This is a genomic window from Desulfovibrio biadhensis, from assembly GCF_055388615.1.
Genome location: NZ_AP042477.1, coordinates 59,553 through 77,230, shown reverse-complemented (window position 1 = coordinate 77,230; position 17,678 = coordinate 59,553). Strand labels below are relative to the sequence as shown.

Sequence of the window (17,678 nt, the reverse complement as noted above, 5' to 3'; positions counted from 1 at the left end):
GTTATGCGGGCAAGATGCTTGTTTTGTTGTGTATTTTTTTTGACAAATAGGTTTTGCCCTCGGCTGTGAAACATGGTACCGGATGGTTGCTCCAGTGTTGTATGATTTGAAAAAGGTATGTAAAGAGTTTCAAGGTCCAACTGAGAAGCTGATGATTCTCAACGGTGTGGATCTATGCGTGGCAGAGGGGGAATCCATAGCGATTCTGGGGGCTTCCGGATCAGGGAAGACAACTTTGCTGCATTTGATGGGCGTGTTGGATACGGCGACGGCCGGAACGCTCATGTTTCAGGGCAAGGATGTGACAGGGTTGAGCGAGGAGGATCGCGCTCGTATTCGAAACCGTGACATCGGCTTTGTGTTTCAGTTTCATCACTTGCTTCCTGAGTTCAACACCTTGGAAAACGTAGCCATGCAAGCATTGATAAGCGGCGTTTCCCGGGGTAAAGCATTTGAGATGGCGGACGAGGCTCTTGCTCTGGTGGGCCTTGAAAACCGCCGGCGGCACAAGGTGACAACCCTCTCGGGAGGGGAGCGCCAGCGAGCCGCCATAGCCAGAGCAGTGTTGTTGAAACCCAAGGTGCTGCTTGCCGACGAGCCGACGGGCAACCTGGACGAGCACACCGGGGATAAAGTGGGGAATTTGTTATTGCATCTTAATCGGGAACTGGGGACCACGCTTGTTGTGGTGACACATAACTTCACCCTGGCCGAGATGATGAACCGCCGCCTGGAACTGCGTTCTGGAGAACTCTATGCGCATGCGAACTAGCCGCACTGTCCTTTTTTTCACCATTCTCGCGCTGTTTATGCTGACCGGCCGTGCCTGGTCACAAACCTCACCGAGTAACATCAAATTTATGGTGTTGCCGTTTGAGGTCAATGCAGAGCCGAGTCTGGACTACCTCAATGCGAAGCTTCCGGAAATGCTTGGAGAGCAGCTTGCTGCTATGGGTTTCCAGGTGGCGCCACAGTCGGATGTCTACGCGCTGATCAAGCAGCACAACATCAGCTATGTCGACAAAGCTTCGGCAAAGAATCTTGCTGTCTACGGTTCTGCGCAATACGGAGTTTACGGGAGTTTGAGCCAGGCAGGCGAGAGCCTGTCGCTGGACGTTCGCTTGGTGGACGCCACAGGGATCAAGCCTGTCAAAGCCATTTACGTTACCCGCCAGGGCAAGTCGAACGTGCTGCCTGCCCTGGAGGAACTGGCTCGTAAAATCAAGGCCGCAGTCTACGTGAGCGACATCATCACTGAAGTCGAAGTGCGCGGCACTGAGACCTTGGATGACGATGTGGTGCTTATGCGCATGAAATTGCAGAAAGGTGATGTGATGGATCCTGCTGCAATCAATGATGACATCAAGCGCATCTTTGAACTCGGGTATTTCGACGATGTGAAGATCAGCACCGAAGATGTGGCCGACGGCGAACGCCTGGTGGTGGAAGTGGTTGAAAAGCCGCGTATCCAGGCTATTAGCGTTCAAGGCTCCAACGACATAGACGAAGATGACATCCTTGCTGCCATGAGCACCAAAACAGGCAGCGTGCTGAACCCCAAAATTCTGGCGGATGATCTGGCCAAAATCAGGGAACTCTATCGTAAAGACGGCTACTACCTTACAGAAGTCAATTACAGCGTGGAGAACACGGGGAAAGGCACTGCGCGCCTCGTCATCTCTGTAGACGAGTCCAATAAGCTGTACATTTCCGAAGTGAATCTCGAGGGGAACACGACCTTTGATGACAGCGATATCAAAGATGTCATGGCGCTCACCGAGCGCAACATCCTCTCCTGGCTGACGGGCACGGGCGTCTTGCAGGAAGAGCTGCTGGATCACGATGCCGCGGCAATCGAAGAATTCTACGCCAACCATGGTTTTCTTGATACGAAAGTTGGCCAGCCTCAGGTTGACTTCCTTGAAGACGGTATCCACATCACTTTTCAGATTGCTGAAGGCAAGCGCTACCGTGTCGGTGAAGTGACCTTCTCGGGTGACCTGCTGGTTGAACCTGAGGAGCTGTACGAACGCATCGACCTGGATACCCTTGCCGAGGAAAATGATTGGCTCAACCGCAGCGTTCTGCGTACCGATACCCAGAAGCTGACCAATCTGTATAACGACCTTGGTTATGCTTTTGCCGAAACAGGTATTGATCTCGACCGCAATGAAGAAGCCGGCGTCGTCAACGTTGTCTACAAGGTCAACAAGGGCGGCAAGGTCTACATCCGCCGGGTGACCGTGGAAGGCAACACCAACACCCGCGACAACGTCATCCGTCGTGAAATGGCGCTCAATGACGGCGACCTCTTCAACGGCTCCAGGCTCCGCTACTCTGCGCAGCGCCTTGAAAAACTCGACCTTTTCGAGTCCGCCGATATCGAAACCGTACCTACCGACAATCCCAATGAAATGGATTTGAAGGTCAAGGTTAAGGAAAAGAGCACAGGCACCTTGTCCGGTGGTGTTGGGTACTCCAGTTACTCCGGCGTATATGTTGGTGGTAAACTCGCTGAAAAGAACCTCTTCGGTAAAGGCTACGAGGCCAACCTGCAAGCTTCTTTCAGCTCCATCGACACCAACTACATCCTGAGTTTCACCAACCCGGCGCTCTTTGATTCCAAGTTTGCAGCCGGGTTTGACGCTTACTACAAGACCTACGAATACCCAGACTTTGATAAGCGGACCATTGGTGGCCGCATCAGGTTCTCCTACCCTCTGGGTGACTATACCTCACTGCTTTGGGCTTACCGCCTTGATAACTACAATATCAGTGATGTGGACGACAATGCTGCCGACGCCATTGAAGACATGCGGGGCGACAACTGGTCCAGCGTATTCACTGCCTCCGTTATTCGAGATTCTTCGAACCGCTCGATTAACCCTTCCAGTGGTTCCAAGAACTCTCTGACTCTTGAGTATGGCGGCGGCGTGCTCATGGGCGATGACAACTTCATCAGGGCCTTGTTCGATACCAGTTGGTACTATGAACTGCCCTGGTTCAATGAGCACATCTTCCATGCTCACGGTCAGGTAGGTGCTGTCTTCGATCAGTTCGGCGATGACGAACCCCCGGTCTTTGAGCACTTCTTCCTGGGCGGCATGGAATCCATCCGCGGTTATGACTCAAACAACATTGGTACCCGCGACTCTCGGACCAACGAACTCATCGGTGGTAGCCGCGAGTGGTTCATCAACCTCGAGTACATCTTCCCGCTGTGGAGCAATCAGGGGCTGGTCGGTGTCGCCTTCTTTGACGCTGGTGACAGCTGGCGGCCTGATGAAGAAGACATGGACGTCAAAAAATCCGTCGGTGCCGGTATCCGCTGGTTCTCCCCCATGGGCCCCCTGCGCCTCGAGTACGCTTACGGCATGGACGACATCTACGACCAGGACGACCGCCACAAGATCGAATTCTCTGTCGGTCAGTTCTTTTAAGCAACGCTATGCAAGATCAAGCCGCCGGGTTCATAGACTTTATGGACGCGGCGGCTTGTTGCCGTTCTGGAGTATAAATTCGGTTTAATCCAGATCGATCTCAATCCAAGAAAAAATTAACGCAAGCATCAAAGGAGCAACTTCTTATGCGTAAACTCATTTTGGCTGTCTGTATTTTCGTACTGCTGCCCAGTGCAGCTTTTGCTGAACTCAAGATTGGCGTCATCAACTTTGAAGGTATCGTGACCCAGTCCAAGTACGGACAGAGCGCCAGAAGTAAGATGCAGGCCAAAGTGAAACAAATCGAGAGCTCCATGCAGCAGTCGCAGAAGAGCCTGGAGGACTTCCAGAAGGAAATGAGCAAGCAGAGCATGGCTCTTTCTCAGGAAGCCCAGAAGGCCAAGATTGCCGAGTACCGCCAAAAGGTCATGGAATTTGAACAAAAGCGCCGTCAGTCTCAGGAACAGCTCTCCAAGGCTGAGCAAGAGATTTTTCAGCCTGTCATTCAACTGTTGGTGAAAGTAACCCAGGACTACGCCCGTAAAAACGGTTACGATCTGATGCTGAATGCCAAGAACAGCGTTGTCTACGCCAGCGAACCCCTTGACCTGACTATGCAGATTCTGGCGGAGTTCGATAAGGCTTCTGCAGGAAAGTAAGCAGGATATGAAGACCACACTCACGGCCCTTGCTGCGGCGTTGGGCTTGGAGATCAAAGGAAATGATACTGTCATCTCCGGGGTGAATACCCTGGAGATGGCAGGTCCTGAAGACCTCAGCTTTTTGGCGAATCCAAAGTATGTCAAGCTTTTGGATTCGTGCAAGGCCGGGGCCATAATCGTAGACAAGTCGCACGCAGAGCATGTTGAACGTGCTTTGATCAGCCCCAATCCCTATCTTGATTTTGCCCGCGCCATAGAATTTTTCTCCAAACCGCAGGGCTCTTTTTCCGGAATCAGCGACAAGGCCCATATAGACCCCAGCGCGGAAATTGGCGAAGGCTGCACCATCTACCCCTTTGTCTACATTGGCCCTCGCGCGGTTATTGGTGATAACAACGTGCTTTTTCCGGGCTGCTATGTTGGCGAAGACTCCAGCATAGGGCGGAACTGTCTGCTGTACCCCAACGTTACTCTCATGGCCGGCACCGTGTTGGGCGACAGGGTGATTTTACATGCCGGGGTGGTTCTTGGCAGCGACGGTTTCGGGTTTGCTCCAGGTCCTGATGGTTTGCGGAAAATTCCGCAGATTGGTGTGGTAAAAGTTGGTGACGATGTTGAAATTGGCGCCAATACTACAATAGACAGGGCCGTGCTCGAAGCGACTTCCATTGGATCAGGCACGAAAATCGACAACCTGGTGCAGATAGGCCATAACGTGGAAGTAGGGCGGCACTGTATCCTTGTTTCCCAGGTGGGTATTTCCGGAAGCACCAAGTTGGGCGACAGGGTTACCCTGGCCGGTCAGGTCGGCCTTTCCGGGCATCTTTCCCTTGGCAACGGCGTGACTGTGGGGCCCAAGGCCGGTGTCTCCAAGGATATACCTGAAGGTGAGACCTGGGGGGGCATCCCGGCTGTTGATCGCCATACGTTCCTGCGATCTGCCGCGACGATCTCAAAATTGCCTGAGATGCGTAAGCGGTTGAATAAATTAGAAAAAGAATTTCAAGAAATTTCGAAACGTCTGCAAGAGGGCGAATAATATTGATGCTCCAACTTGGGGCTGTGATGGGAGAAGTGACGAATGACTCAGGTATCCATGGTTGAAATCAAAGAAATTATGCAGCTTCTGCCGCATCGCTATCCCTTTCTTTTGGTAGACAGGGTTGTTGAGTACGATTCATTGGGCAGTATTCATGCAATTAAAAACGTGACGGTGAATGAGCCTTTTTTTCAAGGACATTTCCCAGGCAACCCGATCATGCCAGGCGTTTTGCTGTGCGAAGCTCTTGCACAGACCGGCGCCATCCTGCTTTTCAAAAGCACCCAGGATTTCTCAAATAAGCTGTTTCTTTTTGCTGGTATTGACAAGGTTCGCTTCCGTAACCCTGTTACGCCGGGCGATCAGCTGCACCTGTACTGTTACGACATTCGTAGCAAATTCAATGTGTGGAAAATGAGCGCCCGCGCAGAAGTGGACGGACAGACTGTAGTCGAAGGTATCATTTCAGCAGCGCTTGTGGACGGGAGCATAGAATAGTGCCTCAAATTCATCCTACTGCATTGGTGCATAAGGACGCTGAAATTGCACAGGATGCCGTAATCGGCCCCTATTGCAATGTTGAAGGCGATGTCGTCATCGGTGCAGGAACACGCCTGGATGCCTATGCACAGGTCTTGCGCTACACCACCATTGGCGCAGGTTGCCGTATCCATTCCTTTGCCTCGGTTGGCGGTGAACCCCAGGACCTCAAATTCAAGGGCGAAACCACGCGTTGCGAGATCGGCGACAAAAGCGTTGTTCGCGAATATGTTACTGTTCACCGCGGTACTGAAGGGGGCGGTGGCATTACGCGAATTGGCTCCGGCTGTTTGCTTATGGCATATGTGCATATTGCCCACGATTGCCTGCTCGGCAACGGGGTTATCCTTTCCAATGGCGCCATGCTCGCCGGGCATGTGATTGTGGGCGACCATGCTGCTCTTGGTGGCATGACAGGGGTGCACCAGTTCGTGAACATCGGTGAACACTCATTCCTCGGCGCTAAAAGTGGCCTGGGACAGGATTTGCCGCCGTATCTCCTTGCTACCGGCAGTCGCGCAAAGCTGCATGGCCCTAATCTTATAGGCCTTCGGCGGCTTGGGTATTCCCAAGAGCTTCTGGCCGCGTTGCGCAGCGCCTACAAGCGCATCTGGCGCTCGGATATTCCTCGTCAGGAGGCACTTGCGCAGGTGGAAGAGGAATTCGGCCAGATGCCGCAGGTCAAGTCTCTGGTGGATTTCGTACGCGGCAGCGAACGCGGTGTTGTTACCGCCAGCACCAGGAACGGCGACGACGCAGACGCCGACGCCTGATATCCGAAAAGCAGCCAAATGTCCCGAAATGGCACGGCAGACTGCCTCGGGCTTATAGCAGGGGCAGGCCAATTTCCTTTCCTCGTTTTGCAGGCAGCCCAGCAGCAAGGGCTGCGTGCCGTTGCTGTGGGGTTTAGTGGTCATACCGACCCTGCTTTGTCTCAAAAGGCCGATGCCTGGTCACTTCTCCATGTAGGGCAGCTGGGCAAGTTGCTCAACTTTTTCAAGAAACAGGGCGTAACAAAAGTTTTGTTCGCTGGCAGCATCGACAAGCCAAAAGCATTGGATGTGCGACCTGATTTTCGTGCAGCCAAAGTGCTTTGGCGTATGCGGGGCAAAGGAGACGACGCGCTTCTGCGAGGGATAATCGCAGAACTGGAATCCGAAGGATTCCAGGTTGTGCAGGCAGCGGATTTATTGCCCGGACTGCGCGGGGGTAGAGGCGTGCTTTCTTCGCGCCCCCCAACTGAAGAGGAGTGGGATGATTTGCGGCTTGCCTGGGATGTGGGCGAGCGCGTTGGCAGTTTGGATATTGGACAGTGCGTTGTTATCAAACGTGGCGTTGTGGCTGCTGTAGAGGCCCTGGAAGGCACGGACGCAGCCATAACCAGGGGTACTGATCTGGCCGGACCGGGGTGTGTTGTCCTGAAACGCTGTAAGCCTGGCCAGGATGAGCGAGTGGATCTCCCTGCAATAGGGCTGGACACTGTACGAACCCTTGTCGCTGGTAAAGCTTCCTGCCTGGGCTTTGAGGCCGGCAAGACCCTTTTCTTTGATCAACAGGCTGCGCTTGATCTGGCTGCCAAAAACAAAATCGCCATTGTCGGGCTGGACAAGGGCGATTTGTCTTGATCTTGAGAAGATAAAAAAAGCTGCTACTGCAATTCGCAGTGCAGCAGGATGACGTTTGTCATTCTGCCTCGATTTTTTCCACACCCATATAGGGAATAAGTGCTTCCGGTATGCGCAGTGAGCCGTCTTCCAGCTGGTAGTTTTCTATGATGGCGACAAGCGTGCGGCCAACCGCAAGCCCGGAGCCATTCAGTGTGTGCAAGTACTGCGATTTCTTGGCATCTTTCGGCTTGAAGCGAATGTTTGCGCGTCTTGCCTGAAAATCTTCAAAGTTGGAGCAGGAAGAAATTTCGCGGTAGGCATTCTGCCCTGGCAGCCAGACTTCCAAGTCAAAGGTCTTGGCCGCAGAAAAACCAAGGTCGCTCGTGCACAACTCTATCACACGGTAATGTAGCCCCAGTCTGCGCAACACTTCTTCTGCATGTCCCCGCAATAAATCAAGTTCTTCGTAAGAGCGCTCTGGGTGCGCAAAGCGAACCAGTTCTACCTTGTTGAACTGGTGCAGCCTGATAAGCCCTTTGGTATCTTTGCCGTAGCTGCCAGCTTCTGACCGGAAGCAGGGCGTGAAGGCGGCATAAGCAGTCGGCAGGGCATCTTCGCTTACCACCTCATCACGCAGCAGGTTGGTGACGGGCACTTCTGCAGTAGGGATAAGATAATGCTCCATGCCATCGATCTTGAACAAGTCTTCTGCAAACTTTGGCAACTGGCCGGTCCCGGTCATGGTTTCCCGGTTGACGATCACAGGAGGGAGCACTTCGGTATAACCGTGTTCGCCTGTATGCAGGTCCAGCATGAAAGTGGCCAGGGCGCGTTCCAGTTTGGCAGCCCACCCGTAGTATACGGCAAAACGTGAGCCGCTCAATTTGGCAGCACGTTCAAAGTCCAGTCCGCCCAGGGCAGGACCGAGTTCCCAATGCTCTTTCGGCGTAAAGCTCAGCTCCGGTTTTTCACCCCAGGTGGAAATCACAGGGTTGTCATCTTCACTGGCGCCCTTGGGTACGGTCTCGTGCGGCATGTTCGGCACGCTCATGAGCCATTCGTCAACACTGCGAGACAGTTCACTGGCTTCTGCGTCCAATCCTTTAATTTTTTCGGAAAGCTCACCCAGAGATGCTAAAAGCTCGGAGGCGTCTTCCCCGGCGCGCTTTTTTTTGGCAACTTCTCCGCTGGCCTGGTTACGCTGGCTTTTGAGGGCTTCAACTTCCTGCAAAATAGCACGGCGGCGTGAATCAAGAGCGGTGAACTCGCCAATGTCCAAAGACGAACGACGATCGGCCAGCATGGTCGCAACCCGCTCTGGATCTCGCTGCAACAACTTCAGATCGAACATGAAAAGCTCCTGTGAATGTGTATGAAATACGCCGTGAAGGCGGCGTGGAACCATTTGTTTATACACCCGGAGGTGGCATCGTCAACAGGCAAGCAGCATGACGTAAAGCAAAGCAAATATGATGCGGCATATTGAAAAAAATCACATCTGCACTTTATTAATTATGCCACACAGCGTATTATGTAAGAGAAAAAAACAAAGTAATAAATGCCCATCTCTTTCGAAGCTGGTTAACAAGCTACTGGAAGGGCGGCATGTCGAATAGTGTCGTCGTGTGTACTCATGGAGGCGGATATGGAAACTCTCATTGCAAGTCAGTTGCAGCATTTTGCAGAGGTTGGGCGTGCTACCTTTATCGGCTGGTACCTCATTGGACTGGCAATATTTTTTGCTTTCCTGGCATTATTGCTTGGCAAGCAAGCATTTGCAATGCATCGCAACCTTTCCCTGCTGCTACGCTCATTTTCTGAACCAGCCATCCAGAGCAGTCGCTTCTTCTCCCAGGCCTGGCAGGAATACTCGCATACTTTTTTCAATGATCTACATGGAAATTACAAGACAACACGAGCTGCAGCAATTTATTTCAACCCTGAAGAACAAGTGGCAGAGGCTTTGGGCTTGCGTTGGTGGCGTTTCACGCCTGCTGTATTATTTGCCTGCGGCATGCTCATGCTGCTTATCCAGCTTGTCTACGGGTTGATAGGGTTTGATCTGTCCACCACCGATGTTGTCATGGAGAGCCTGGAGCATGCCTTCATGTCCGTTGCCAATGGTTTGATAGCCCTTGGCGCCGCCATGCTCTGCAGCCTGGCAATGTTCTTTTTGCTGCGCTTCACCATGAGCGTTTTACTGCGGGAGGTGCGATCCCTGGCTGCTATGCTGGACAGGCGCTACCTCATTTCCACTTTGGAAGAGCGGGAAATCACCCTTGCCGAGTATGCCAAGACGCTCACGCGGATAGTCACAACGTTGTTTTCTGAGGGGAAAGGGACAAGGTCTCTTACCCCCGGTGCGCTCTCAAAACAGCTTTTGGAGCAGATGGCCCGCACCAATACATTGCTGGAGCAACTTGCCACGACGCAGGGCGGTGAAGCCTCTGGCAAGGCAATGGCAGAAGCTTTGCGCCCTGAACTGCAGCGTATGGTCAGGAGTCTGCAGGAAGGTGCAGGGTACAACGCTGCCCCTGCTGATTTGACTGCGGCATTGCAGAATGCCGCGCAAACCCTGCAGCGCTCGCTCAATGCCTTACAGAGCGATCAGGAGGCTCGTCTGCTGAAGTCGCAAGGACCGAAGCAGTAAGCCTCCTCTCCGCCTGATTATTCTGGTGGAGGACTCCAGGTGGTAGGATCAATCCCCCTTGCGCGGTTTTTTCCCTTTTCCTGAGGTTGGGGCGTTTGCTTTGCCCCGTGGCGGACCGCTCTTGGAGCGAGGCCCCTTGCGTGCTTGTGGCGCCTTGCTGTGTGATTCCCGATCGGAATCTCCCGCATCAGGGGCATTTCTGCGCGTATTTGGACCTCGGCCGCTTCTTTTAGGAGGGGCAGATTTCCTGGCTGCCTCTTCGCTAGCCGACCTAGTATTGGATGATGGTTTGGGACGCGCCTTGGTAGGGGCGTGATCGCTTTGCTCCGCCTGTGGCAGCCGAGCACGTGGCACGCCTGACTTGGGGTCAAGCTGTTTGCCGGGGAGCATCTCATATTCACTAAGATCGCCCTGTTGCAGAGAGGGGCGCCCTTGTTCTTCTATGATCAACTGCCCTCGCTTTGTACATGCATAGTAGCCGAAATGGCCTTGCTGTTGGAGACGCAAGGGGTTGGACAAAATCCGGGCCTTGTCTTCCTGCCGTGCTGTGACGGCGGAAAGGTGTATAAAGCTCATGGCCAAGGTTTCTTTGGGCAGCCCGGCTTTATCGGAAAGTTCTCGCAACCATTGGGGGATGCCCTCCGGGGTGCAGCGAAAGTGGCACCAGGAATTGGCGCGTCTGGCCAGCATGGGGCAAAGGTTTTGGTGTGTGCAGGGGGAAAGCGACGTTAAGCCGAGGTCCTGAGCAGCCTTACGCAGAAGGGATACCAGGCGTCCGCCGAGCCGGGTTCCGGGCTCCACAGCCAGCAGATGCGGCTGGCGTTTGGCATGCAGCCGTTGCACAGCATATTCGGCAATGCGGACCACCCCGGCTTCCATGGGATCGTCACCGCCCCACCGAAGCTCGTTGAGCACGTTTCCAAAAAAGATCATGTCATATGGCAGGCCAGGTGCGCGCAGCGCCTGTTCCAAGGGCGCTTCAACCAGTTCCAGCGTCCAGCGCTCGCTCCCTTTGCTGATGATGTTGAACAGTTCCTCACCAATTTTCAGGGCTTTTGCGGTGCGGTCAACGCAAACAAAGGTAATATTTTTTTTACGCAGGTCTGGTCGGGCTGCCCACAAAGCCATGGGCGCAGTCAATGGGCCGGAGCCAAGATCCAGAATCCGCGCCCCATCATGGAGACGCAACCAGAGGCCCGCAAAGAGGCGCGCCTGCCTGTAGACGTTCCATGGCAGGAAATAGCGGATATAGGCGGAAAGAGTGCGTGGTGTTTGCAAATATTTGCCGGTGAGGCCGCCGCGTTCACTGGTGAGTTGTTCGGAAAGCTCACGCACGGCTCTGGGCAGGTCTGCCAGATGTTTTGTCTTGAGCGGCATTACCTGTTCCAAGGCAGGGCCAAGATCGTGCAGCACCTCCAGGGAGTCGTCGCGAAGGCGAGGCAGCATGGGGTATGTTGTATCGCGTCTGCCAGGAGCAGGGCGTTCCGCATCATTTTGTGGGGATTGTTTTGTCTCAGGGCACATAGGTAAATGACATCCTTTGGAAATATTCTTCAAAAAAGCCAGGCTCTCCGGCCAGGTCCAGCACGCGTATGTTGTTGGCCAAAGCAGCGCCCCAGGCACGGGTTTCAGGTCGGGTGAGGAAAAGGGAAGCTCCGGCAAGGGAAGCATTGCCCAGCAGCTGCACACGCGAGCTTGAACCTGGTGGAATAAAGCCCAGTTCCTCCAGGTTTCGCGCGCCTGTATGCTGCCCCAAGGCGCCAGCGACAAAGATTGTATTCAGTTGATGGGCTCCCAGACCGGCATGATGCAGCAGGCGGCTCAGCGCTGTGTTGCAGGCGGCCTTCACCTGTAGAATGGCTTCAATGTCGGCAGAAAGCAACCTTGCAGGTCGTGTTTTCTGGCCAATGGAGGGTAGCAAGAGCCCTTTTTCAAGCTCCAGGCCCAGGGCGAGTTTACGCGCCAAGGGAGAAATGCTCGCAGTTTGGACAGTGGCAAAGTGCCCCTTTTCATTCAGAAGACCAGTGCTGCGCAAGCGTTGCAACAGGGATAAATACCCTGCGCCAGTGATGCGGGGGGGTAACCCTGCAGGCAATTCGCCGGGAATACATCGCGCCACAAGCCCCATGGGGGTAAGATCGAAGCCGGCAACCGCGCCAGGCGTTGCCACGCCTCCGTGGCTGAGCCCTATACCTTCGATGGCAGGGCCCAGGGCGACGCTGGCGACAACTGCCGTTTTGTCGTCGAGCATCAGGGCAAATTCGCCATTGGTGCCGAAATCCGCGAGCAGCCATGGGTAGGCGGGGGGCGCAACATCCGGTCCTGAGCCAAAGCGGATATGCGCCAGGCCTGCGCTGATGTCGCCCCCTACAAATGGGGAAAACTGGGGGGGGATGTAGGCAGGCGGTAAACTGCAGCTTACATTGAAGGGCGGTGTATCGGATGCACACAGATCCACTGTTTCCCCTCCGAAATACTCCAGGTGGTAGGGCGCATGGGCAAGCCCGTCCAGCGACTTTCCCAGCAGCAGGCAGGTCATGGCCGTGTTGCCGGCAATACATAACTCTTGTACGGGAGGGATGTCCTGGAGAATCTCCCCTAAACGATCAAGCACCAGCCTGCGCAGGCGGGCAGCGTTCTCCGGAGTAGCGGCGTAGGCCAGCCGCGACATGACTTCACTGCCTGCTCCCATTTGTGGATTCAGCTCGCTGCCAGAGGGGAAAGGCTCCGTAGAATCCGGGTTTAAGGCGTCCAGAATCTGCCAGTGCATGCTGGTGGTGCCAAGGTCCACCGCCATGACCAGCTTTGCAGCAGTTGCGGCAGGGATATTCACCCCTGCACGTTCGCGGCGCGGAGGCGGCGGCAGCTCTATAACCTGCCCTTCTTGGGGAACATGGCGACACCCGAGCCGCCACCCAGCGGCAAGTTCTTCAGGCGTCAGCAGTTCTTCATCTTCTGGCAATGGCGCTGGAGGATGCGAAACAAAACGCATGGCGCACCGGCCGCAACGCCCCAATCCGGAGCACAGGGCAGGGGCAGGCGCATGGCCGCTGGTGTAAACCGCCTGGGCCAGGCTGGGGGCGCTGTCTACTGCTACCGGATATTCCTTGCCGGCAGAATCACGAAAAACAAATGTTCGGGACATGGCGGTATTCTACCCTAGAAGCGCGATCAGCGCAGCCCCCATGCTCATACAGGCAGCGCCCGCCAGTCGTGAGCCGATATGTTCTTCCTTGAAGACCAGGCCGCCGTATATGACGCCAAAAAGACCGGAAAGTCTTTTGACGGCGATCATGTACGCTGCCTGGGCCAGGGCTATGGCCTGGAAATGGAACGTGACATGCCCGAACATGACGATTCCAGCCAGAATCCCGGGCCCGGGGCGCTTCAGCAACGCTGCAAGACTGACTTTGCGCGTCAGCACCACCGCAGCGATGAACACGGTGTTGTGAATAAGAAAGAAAATGCACATGGCATACACTGGATTTGAATGGAGGATGAGCACTTTGCCGAATACGGCATTGAAGGCGAAAATTACGGCGGCCAATAATACCAGCACCGTACCACGTTCTTTGAAAATCGCCTTGAAGGGTTGCAGTAGTTCGCCAGGCTTTGCGCTTTCGATTTTTAGTATGTAGCTGCCCATGACGATGGCTGCTATGCCAATGAGCCCGTACAGGCTTGGTTCTTCTCCAAGAAAAAGAAACCCCGTGAGGATGGTGACCGCCGGCGTGATGGCAAGAAAAGGCAAACTGAGGGACAGCGGCGACAAGGCAACGCCATTGACGTACAGGCAATAGCCCAGAAGGTTCAAGGGAAGCAAAATGAAAAGGTTCGACCAAAACCCGGGCTGCAGCTGGGTATGGGGCGTTAACAGCACTGCCACCAGGAAAATTGGCAGGCTGTAGAAAAGAGGATAGGCCGCCAGCTCCAAGGGTTTTAGATCACTGAGAAAACCTTTGATTACAGCGCCTTCTGTCGCAGCCATAAAGGCTGTTGCCAGAGAAAGAAAGAACCAGAGCATGGGGAACCCGCGTTGCGGGCACGACTCCTTGAAGGGCTAGATAGTGGAGCGGACTTACCCTTGCAGGGTGTTTTTTACTGTGCTCAGTAACTGTGCGGTATCTATTGGTTTGGTGAAGGTGGCAACAACTTCGAAAATGTTGGCCAGTTCAAGGATGGACTCCGGATTGAAGGACTCCCCCCCGGATATGGCGATGATTTTTTGTCCTTGCTTTTCCTTTATGAGTTCTCCCATCACCTGAAGTCCGCCCATCTTGGGCAGGAAAATATCAATGATACAAAGGTCTACATCATTCTCGCGGTATAGCTGGAGCGCTTCTTCCCCGTCGGCGGCTTCGATTACCTCGAAACCTTCGGGTTCGAGTACTCCCTTGAGCAATTCCCGAATCATGGGAGAGTCGTCTACGACGAGAATGAGCATGGCAGTAGTCCTTGGGTTCCCGAAAAAGCTATCATTGATCCCGGTACATTTTCCAAAAAACATTTATGAAAGCAAAAGCTATGCTGTCAATACATAGAACTTACTGAAAGCGCAAAGTGATTATTATTTGCTTCTTTCTGAGCGATACGGCCCAGAAAATGATGCTGCGAGATAAACATGCCTGTTTTTAGTAGTGAATGCCAGGAAACGAGGGCTCGTTGTAGTTTGATTGTGGGCAAAGTAGCCTCAGTATTCATGCTTCCGGTTGGTTTTCAAGCATCTCGCAAACGGTTTTGAGTGCAGCGTCAAGGGATTGCAACAACTTTGGAAGGTCAAAGGCGGCGCTGCCATTGGTCGCGGCTTCAATTTTTCGCGCCAGGGCGCTGACACGGGAAGCGCCGACGGTCGCTGAGGTGCCTTTGAGATTATGCGCCAGACTGGCCATTAGTGGTAAATCCCAGTCTTCAAAGGCTGCGCGCAGGTTTTCAATTTCCTTTGGGGCATCGCGGAGAAAATGTTTATCAAGTCTTTTGAGCAGTTCCATGTTGCCCTGGAGCAGCTCAAGCGCCTTTTCCCTGCCGCCAAGGTGTTCTTCTTCCAGATTGTCAGACTGTGTCAGAGTATTTCGCGGAGCATTTTCAGCCGGTCTGCGCTCCAAGACACGTTGCATTTCTTGCAGCAGCAACGCAAGGTCAATGGGTTTGGCAACATAGCCATCCATCCCAGCATCGAAAAAACGTTGTCGGTCTTCTTTGAAGGCGTGGGCCGTAAGCGCGATGACTGGAACAGAAGCAGGGGTCAGCAAGTTCTCCGTTTTGCGAATGGCCTGGGTGGTGGCTACGCCATCCAGTTGGGGCATCTGGATATCCATGAGAACGATATCGAAAATGTCGTTTTTCAGAGCCTGTAGGGCATCACGCCCGTTTGCCGCCTCCTGTACGGTATGGCCTTGCTTGGTAAGAAAAGAGCCCGCCAGTTCGCGGTTGAGGGGATTGTCTTCAACTACAAGGATGCGCAAAGGCTCCATGAAAGGCAGTTCGCGAGAAAGCTTTAGCTCGCGTCTGTCTGCCTCCAGGGCGGCAGGATCACCAATCTTGAAAGATAAATCGCAGCGGAAAGTGCTGCCAATATCTGGAGAGCTTTGGATGCTGAGTTCACCCCCCATCAGGTTGACCAGCAGCTTGGAAATGGAGAGTCCCAGTCCGGTGCCGCCAAATTGGCGTGTGGTGGCGTCATCGGCCTGTTGAAAACTGTCGAATATGACTTTCTGTTTCTCCTCCGGAATGCCGATGCCCGTATCGCGCACGGTAAACGTTACGCAAACAGATTCCGGGTCTTTGGAAGAGCATGACGCCACATCTAGTACCACGCTGCCAGCGTTTGTAAATTTGACGGCATTGCCCAACAGGTTGGTCAGCACCTGTGCAAGACGGTCCCTGTCTCCCTTGACAACAGGGGGCAGATCATCGGCCAGGTGCAGCGTTGTCTTCAGTCCTTTGCTGCGCGCCTGCAATTCATGGGTGTTCCAGACAGATTCGATCATGTGGCGTAGGTCGAAGTCATGCTGGTCCAGATGCATCTTGCTGGCTTCGATTTTTGAAAAATCCAGAATGTCATTGATGATGCTCAAAAGGGTTCTGCCGGCATCATGCACCATTTCAAGCGCACGTTTAGGGGGGAGGCTGCTTTCGTCGCGCAGGGTCATGTCCGCCATGGTGATGATAACATTTAACGGGGTACGGATTTCGTGGCTCATGTTCGCCAGGAAGACGGACTTGGCGCGGGTGGCTGCTTCTGCCTTATGTCTTGCGGCTTCCAATGCTTCCTGGGTTCGCTTGCGCTCGGCTATTTCCGCTTCCAGTTGTTGCACCGCCGTGCGTAGTTTGCTGGTGCGCTCCTGTACATAACCTTCCATTTCAGCATGGGAATAAAGCAGCATTTCCACGGCCTGGCGGCGTTCAGTGATATCGCGCGCTATGCCGGTGAGCCCGAGTACGTTGCCTTCCGAATCGTGGATAGGGACCCGCGCCACTTCCAACCAGCGTTGCTTGCCGCTGGAATCATGAAAAGATTCCTCGTAAGTGGTGCGGCTTTTACCTGAGAGGGCCTGGGCGTCGCGCTCATCGAAAATACTGCCTTCTTCTCCAAAAATTTCTTCGTGGCACAGCCCAATGATTTTGGTGGCCTGCATCTCAAAGGTGGCGGCAAACGCCTCGTTCACTTCCACAATAAGGTTGTTCGCGTCCTTGAGCCAGACAAGGTCTGGAATATTGTCCAGAATGGCCTTCTGATACCTTTGTGCATGGCGCAGCGCATTTTCCGCCTCGGTGCGGGCTGTTACATCAATCCCCAACACCATAGCCAGGGGCGAGAGGTCCATATCTGTCATCGGGTGCGCATACACCTGAAAAACACGCCCCTCTGGCGTACGCCACAACCATTGCTGGGGTTGCATGTCAGAGAAAAAAGAATAGGGCTTACACGCGGGGCACAGTCCCTGGACGCCGGGTAAAATGTCATGGCAGGCCTTGTAGCCGGGTTTGCCAAATGCCTGGCGGAAGTAGCGGTTCGCATAGTGTACGGAGTGGTCGGGGCGTACCAGCAACACATAGCCAGGCAGGGATTCCAGATAGAAAATCTGACGTTGTTGCTCACGGCGCAGGGCAATGCCCTGCATCCTTTGAAAGGTGATGTCCCTGGTGACCATGACCATGATCCCCCCCTTGAGCCCGGGAGGTATGGGCTGCAGCCTGTGCTCGTAAAACCGGCCACCCTTTTCATCTTCAAAATAGAGGGCTTTTTTACGCAGCAAGGCCTCCTGCACTTGCTTCATACGCGATTCGCGAAGTTCGGCAGGCATAAGGGTCTCCAAGGGCACACCTGTCAACTGGAAGGGGCGCTTGCCTGGGGCGTACAGGTCTGCGGCTGCAGGATTGGCAGTGGTGATAACTCCCTGTTCATCCAAAAGAATGGCAGGGTCCCCCATGGCCAGCAACATGGCCATTGCCAGGGCAGCGCTTGAACTGTCATTCTTGGTGCAATCGTTGTCTGGCGCGTTCGATCCCATAAAAAAGTCCGTTGTATGTCCTGTTAGCCCGGGTGCCTGGGGCAGAGCATCATCTGTCGGTACCCTTGGCAGGCCTCAGGGTCAATACGTATCGGTGCGATTTGGGCAGGAGGACAGTTTTTCCATGGAAAACTCCGGTGGCTGATTGCCAATAAAAGATTACGATGGTAATATGTACCAGCGTTTTTCATGATTGAAAAAGTATTGTAGTGCGCATCGCTGGAAAAAT

14 protein-coding genes are annotated in these 17,678 nt (G+C 53.9%); 8 read left to right on the top strand and 6 right to left on the bottom strand.

Annotated features, from left to right (window positions below; genetic code table 11):
* Positions 1-82 precede the first annotated feature (82 nt).
* The 7 genes from ACZ5EH_RS00320 to ACZ5EH_RS00290 all read left to right on the top strand — a co-directional run bounded on the left by ACZ5EH_RS00320 (position 83) and on the right by ACZ5EH_RS00290 (position 7,306).
* Positions 83-772: an ABC transporter ATP-binding protein gene (locus tag ACZ5EH_RS00320; RefSeq protein WP_464276148.1), complete on the top strand. Its 690-nt coding sequence runs from the start codon at positions 83-85 to the stop codon at positions 770-772.
* Positions 756-3,440, top strand: a complete 2,685-nt coding sequence (gene bamA, locus ACZ5EH_RS00315) for an outer membrane protein assembly factor BamA (protein ID WP_464276147.1) — start codon at positions 756-758, stop codon at positions 3,438-3,440. Before ACZ5EH_RS00320 ends, bamA begins: the two co-directional genes overlap by 17 nt.
* Before the next feature lie 146 nt (positions 3,441-3,586).
* Entirely contained in the window at positions 3,587-4,099 is a 513-nt protein-coding gene (locus ACZ5EH_RS00310) for an OmpH/Skp family outer membrane protein (RefSeq protein ID WP_464276146.1), read from the top strand.
* A 7-nt stretch (positions 4,100-4,106) separates the two neighbouring features.
* Entirely contained in the window at positions 4,107-5,141 is a 1,035-nt protein-coding gene (gene lpxD / locus ACZ5EH_RS00305) for a UDP-3-O-(3-hydroxymyristoyl)glucosamine N-acyltransferase (protein WP_464276145.1), read from the top strand.
* 42 nt (positions 5,142-5,183) lie between these two features.
* Positions 5,184-5,639: a 3-hydroxyacyl-ACP dehydratase FabZ gene (fabZ, locus tag ACZ5EH_RS00300; protein ID WP_464276144.1), complete on the top strand. Its 456-nt coding sequence runs from the start codon at positions 5,184-5,186 to the stop codon at positions 5,637-5,639.
* Positions 5,636-6,454: an acyl-ACP--UDP-N-acetylglucosamine O-acyltransferase gene (lpxA, locus tag ACZ5EH_RS00295; RefSeq protein WP_464278353.1), complete on the top strand. Its 819-nt coding sequence runs from the start codon at positions 5,636-5,638 to the stop codon at positions 6,452-6,454. Before fabZ ends, lpxA begins: the two co-directional genes overlap by 4 nt.
* Before the next feature lie 18 nt (positions 6,455-6,472).
* A complete protein-coding gene (locus tag ACZ5EH_RS00290; protein WP_464276143.1) occupies positions 6,473-7,306 on the top strand; it encodes an LpxI family protein in 834 nt (277 codons plus the stop codon).
* Between the two features lie 58 nt (positions 7,307-7,364).
* Here the strand turns inward: ACZ5EH_RS00290 and serS are convergent, their stop codons facing one another.
* The gene (gene serS, locus ACZ5EH_RS00285) at positions 7,365-8,639 is read right to left on the bottom strand and encodes a serine--tRNA ligase (RefSeq protein WP_464276142.1); all 1,275 of its coding nucleotides are present in this window, start codon (positions 8,637-8,639) and stop codon (positions 7,365-7,367) included.
* A gap of 294 nt (positions 8,640-8,933) precedes the next feature.
* Here serS and ACZ5EH_RS00280 point away from each other — a divergent pair, with 294 nt between their 5' ends.
* Positions 8,934-9,938 carry a hypothetical protein gene (locus ACZ5EH_RS00280; RefSeq protein WP_464276141.1) on the top strand — a complete coding sequence of 335 codons (1,005 nt, stop codon included), beginning with the start codon at positions 8,934-8,936 and terminating at the stop codon, positions 9,936-9,938.
* Positions 9,939-9,986: 48 nt separating this feature from the next.
* Here the strand turns inward: ACZ5EH_RS00280 and ACZ5EH_RS00275 are convergent, their stop codons facing one another.
* The 5 genes from ACZ5EH_RS00275 to ACZ5EH_RS00255 all read right to left on the bottom strand — a co-directional run bounded on the left by ACZ5EH_RS00275 (position 9,987) and on the right by ACZ5EH_RS00255 (position 17,449).
* Positions 9,987-11,462 (bottom strand): small ribosomal subunit Rsm22 family protein, encoded by a 1,476-nt coding sequence (locus ACZ5EH_RS00275; protein WP_464276140.1) that lies wholly within the window; start codon positions 11,460-11,462, stop codon positions 9,987-9,989.
* The gene (locus ACZ5EH_RS00270) at positions 11,452-13,083 is read right to left on the bottom strand and encodes an ASKHA domain-containing protein (RefSeq protein ID WP_464276139.1); all 1,632 of its coding nucleotides are present in this window, start codon (positions 13,081-13,083) and stop codon (positions 11,452-11,454) included. Before ACZ5EH_RS00270 ends, ACZ5EH_RS00275 begins: the two co-directional genes overlap by 11 nt.
* Positions 13,084-13,092: 9 nt before the next feature.
* Positions 13,093-13,962, bottom strand: a complete 870-nt coding sequence (locus ACZ5EH_RS00265) for an EamA family transporter (RefSeq protein ID WP_464276138.1) — start codon at positions 13,960-13,962, stop codon at positions 13,093-13,095.
* Positions 13,963-14,016: 54 nt separating this feature from the next.
* The gene (locus ACZ5EH_RS00260) at positions 14,017-14,382 is read right to left on the bottom strand and encodes a response regulator (protein WP_464276137.1); all 366 of its coding nucleotides are present in this window, start codon (positions 14,380-14,382) and stop codon (positions 14,017-14,019) included.
* Between the two features lie 253 nt (positions 14,383-14,635).
* Positions 14,636-17,449 carry a PAS domain-containing protein gene (locus tag ACZ5EH_RS00255; protein WP_464276136.1) on the bottom strand — a complete coding sequence of 938 codons (2,814 nt, stop codon included), beginning with the start codon at positions 17,447-17,449 and terminating at the stop codon, positions 14,636-14,638.
* Positions 17,450-17,678 lie beyond the last annotated feature (229 nt).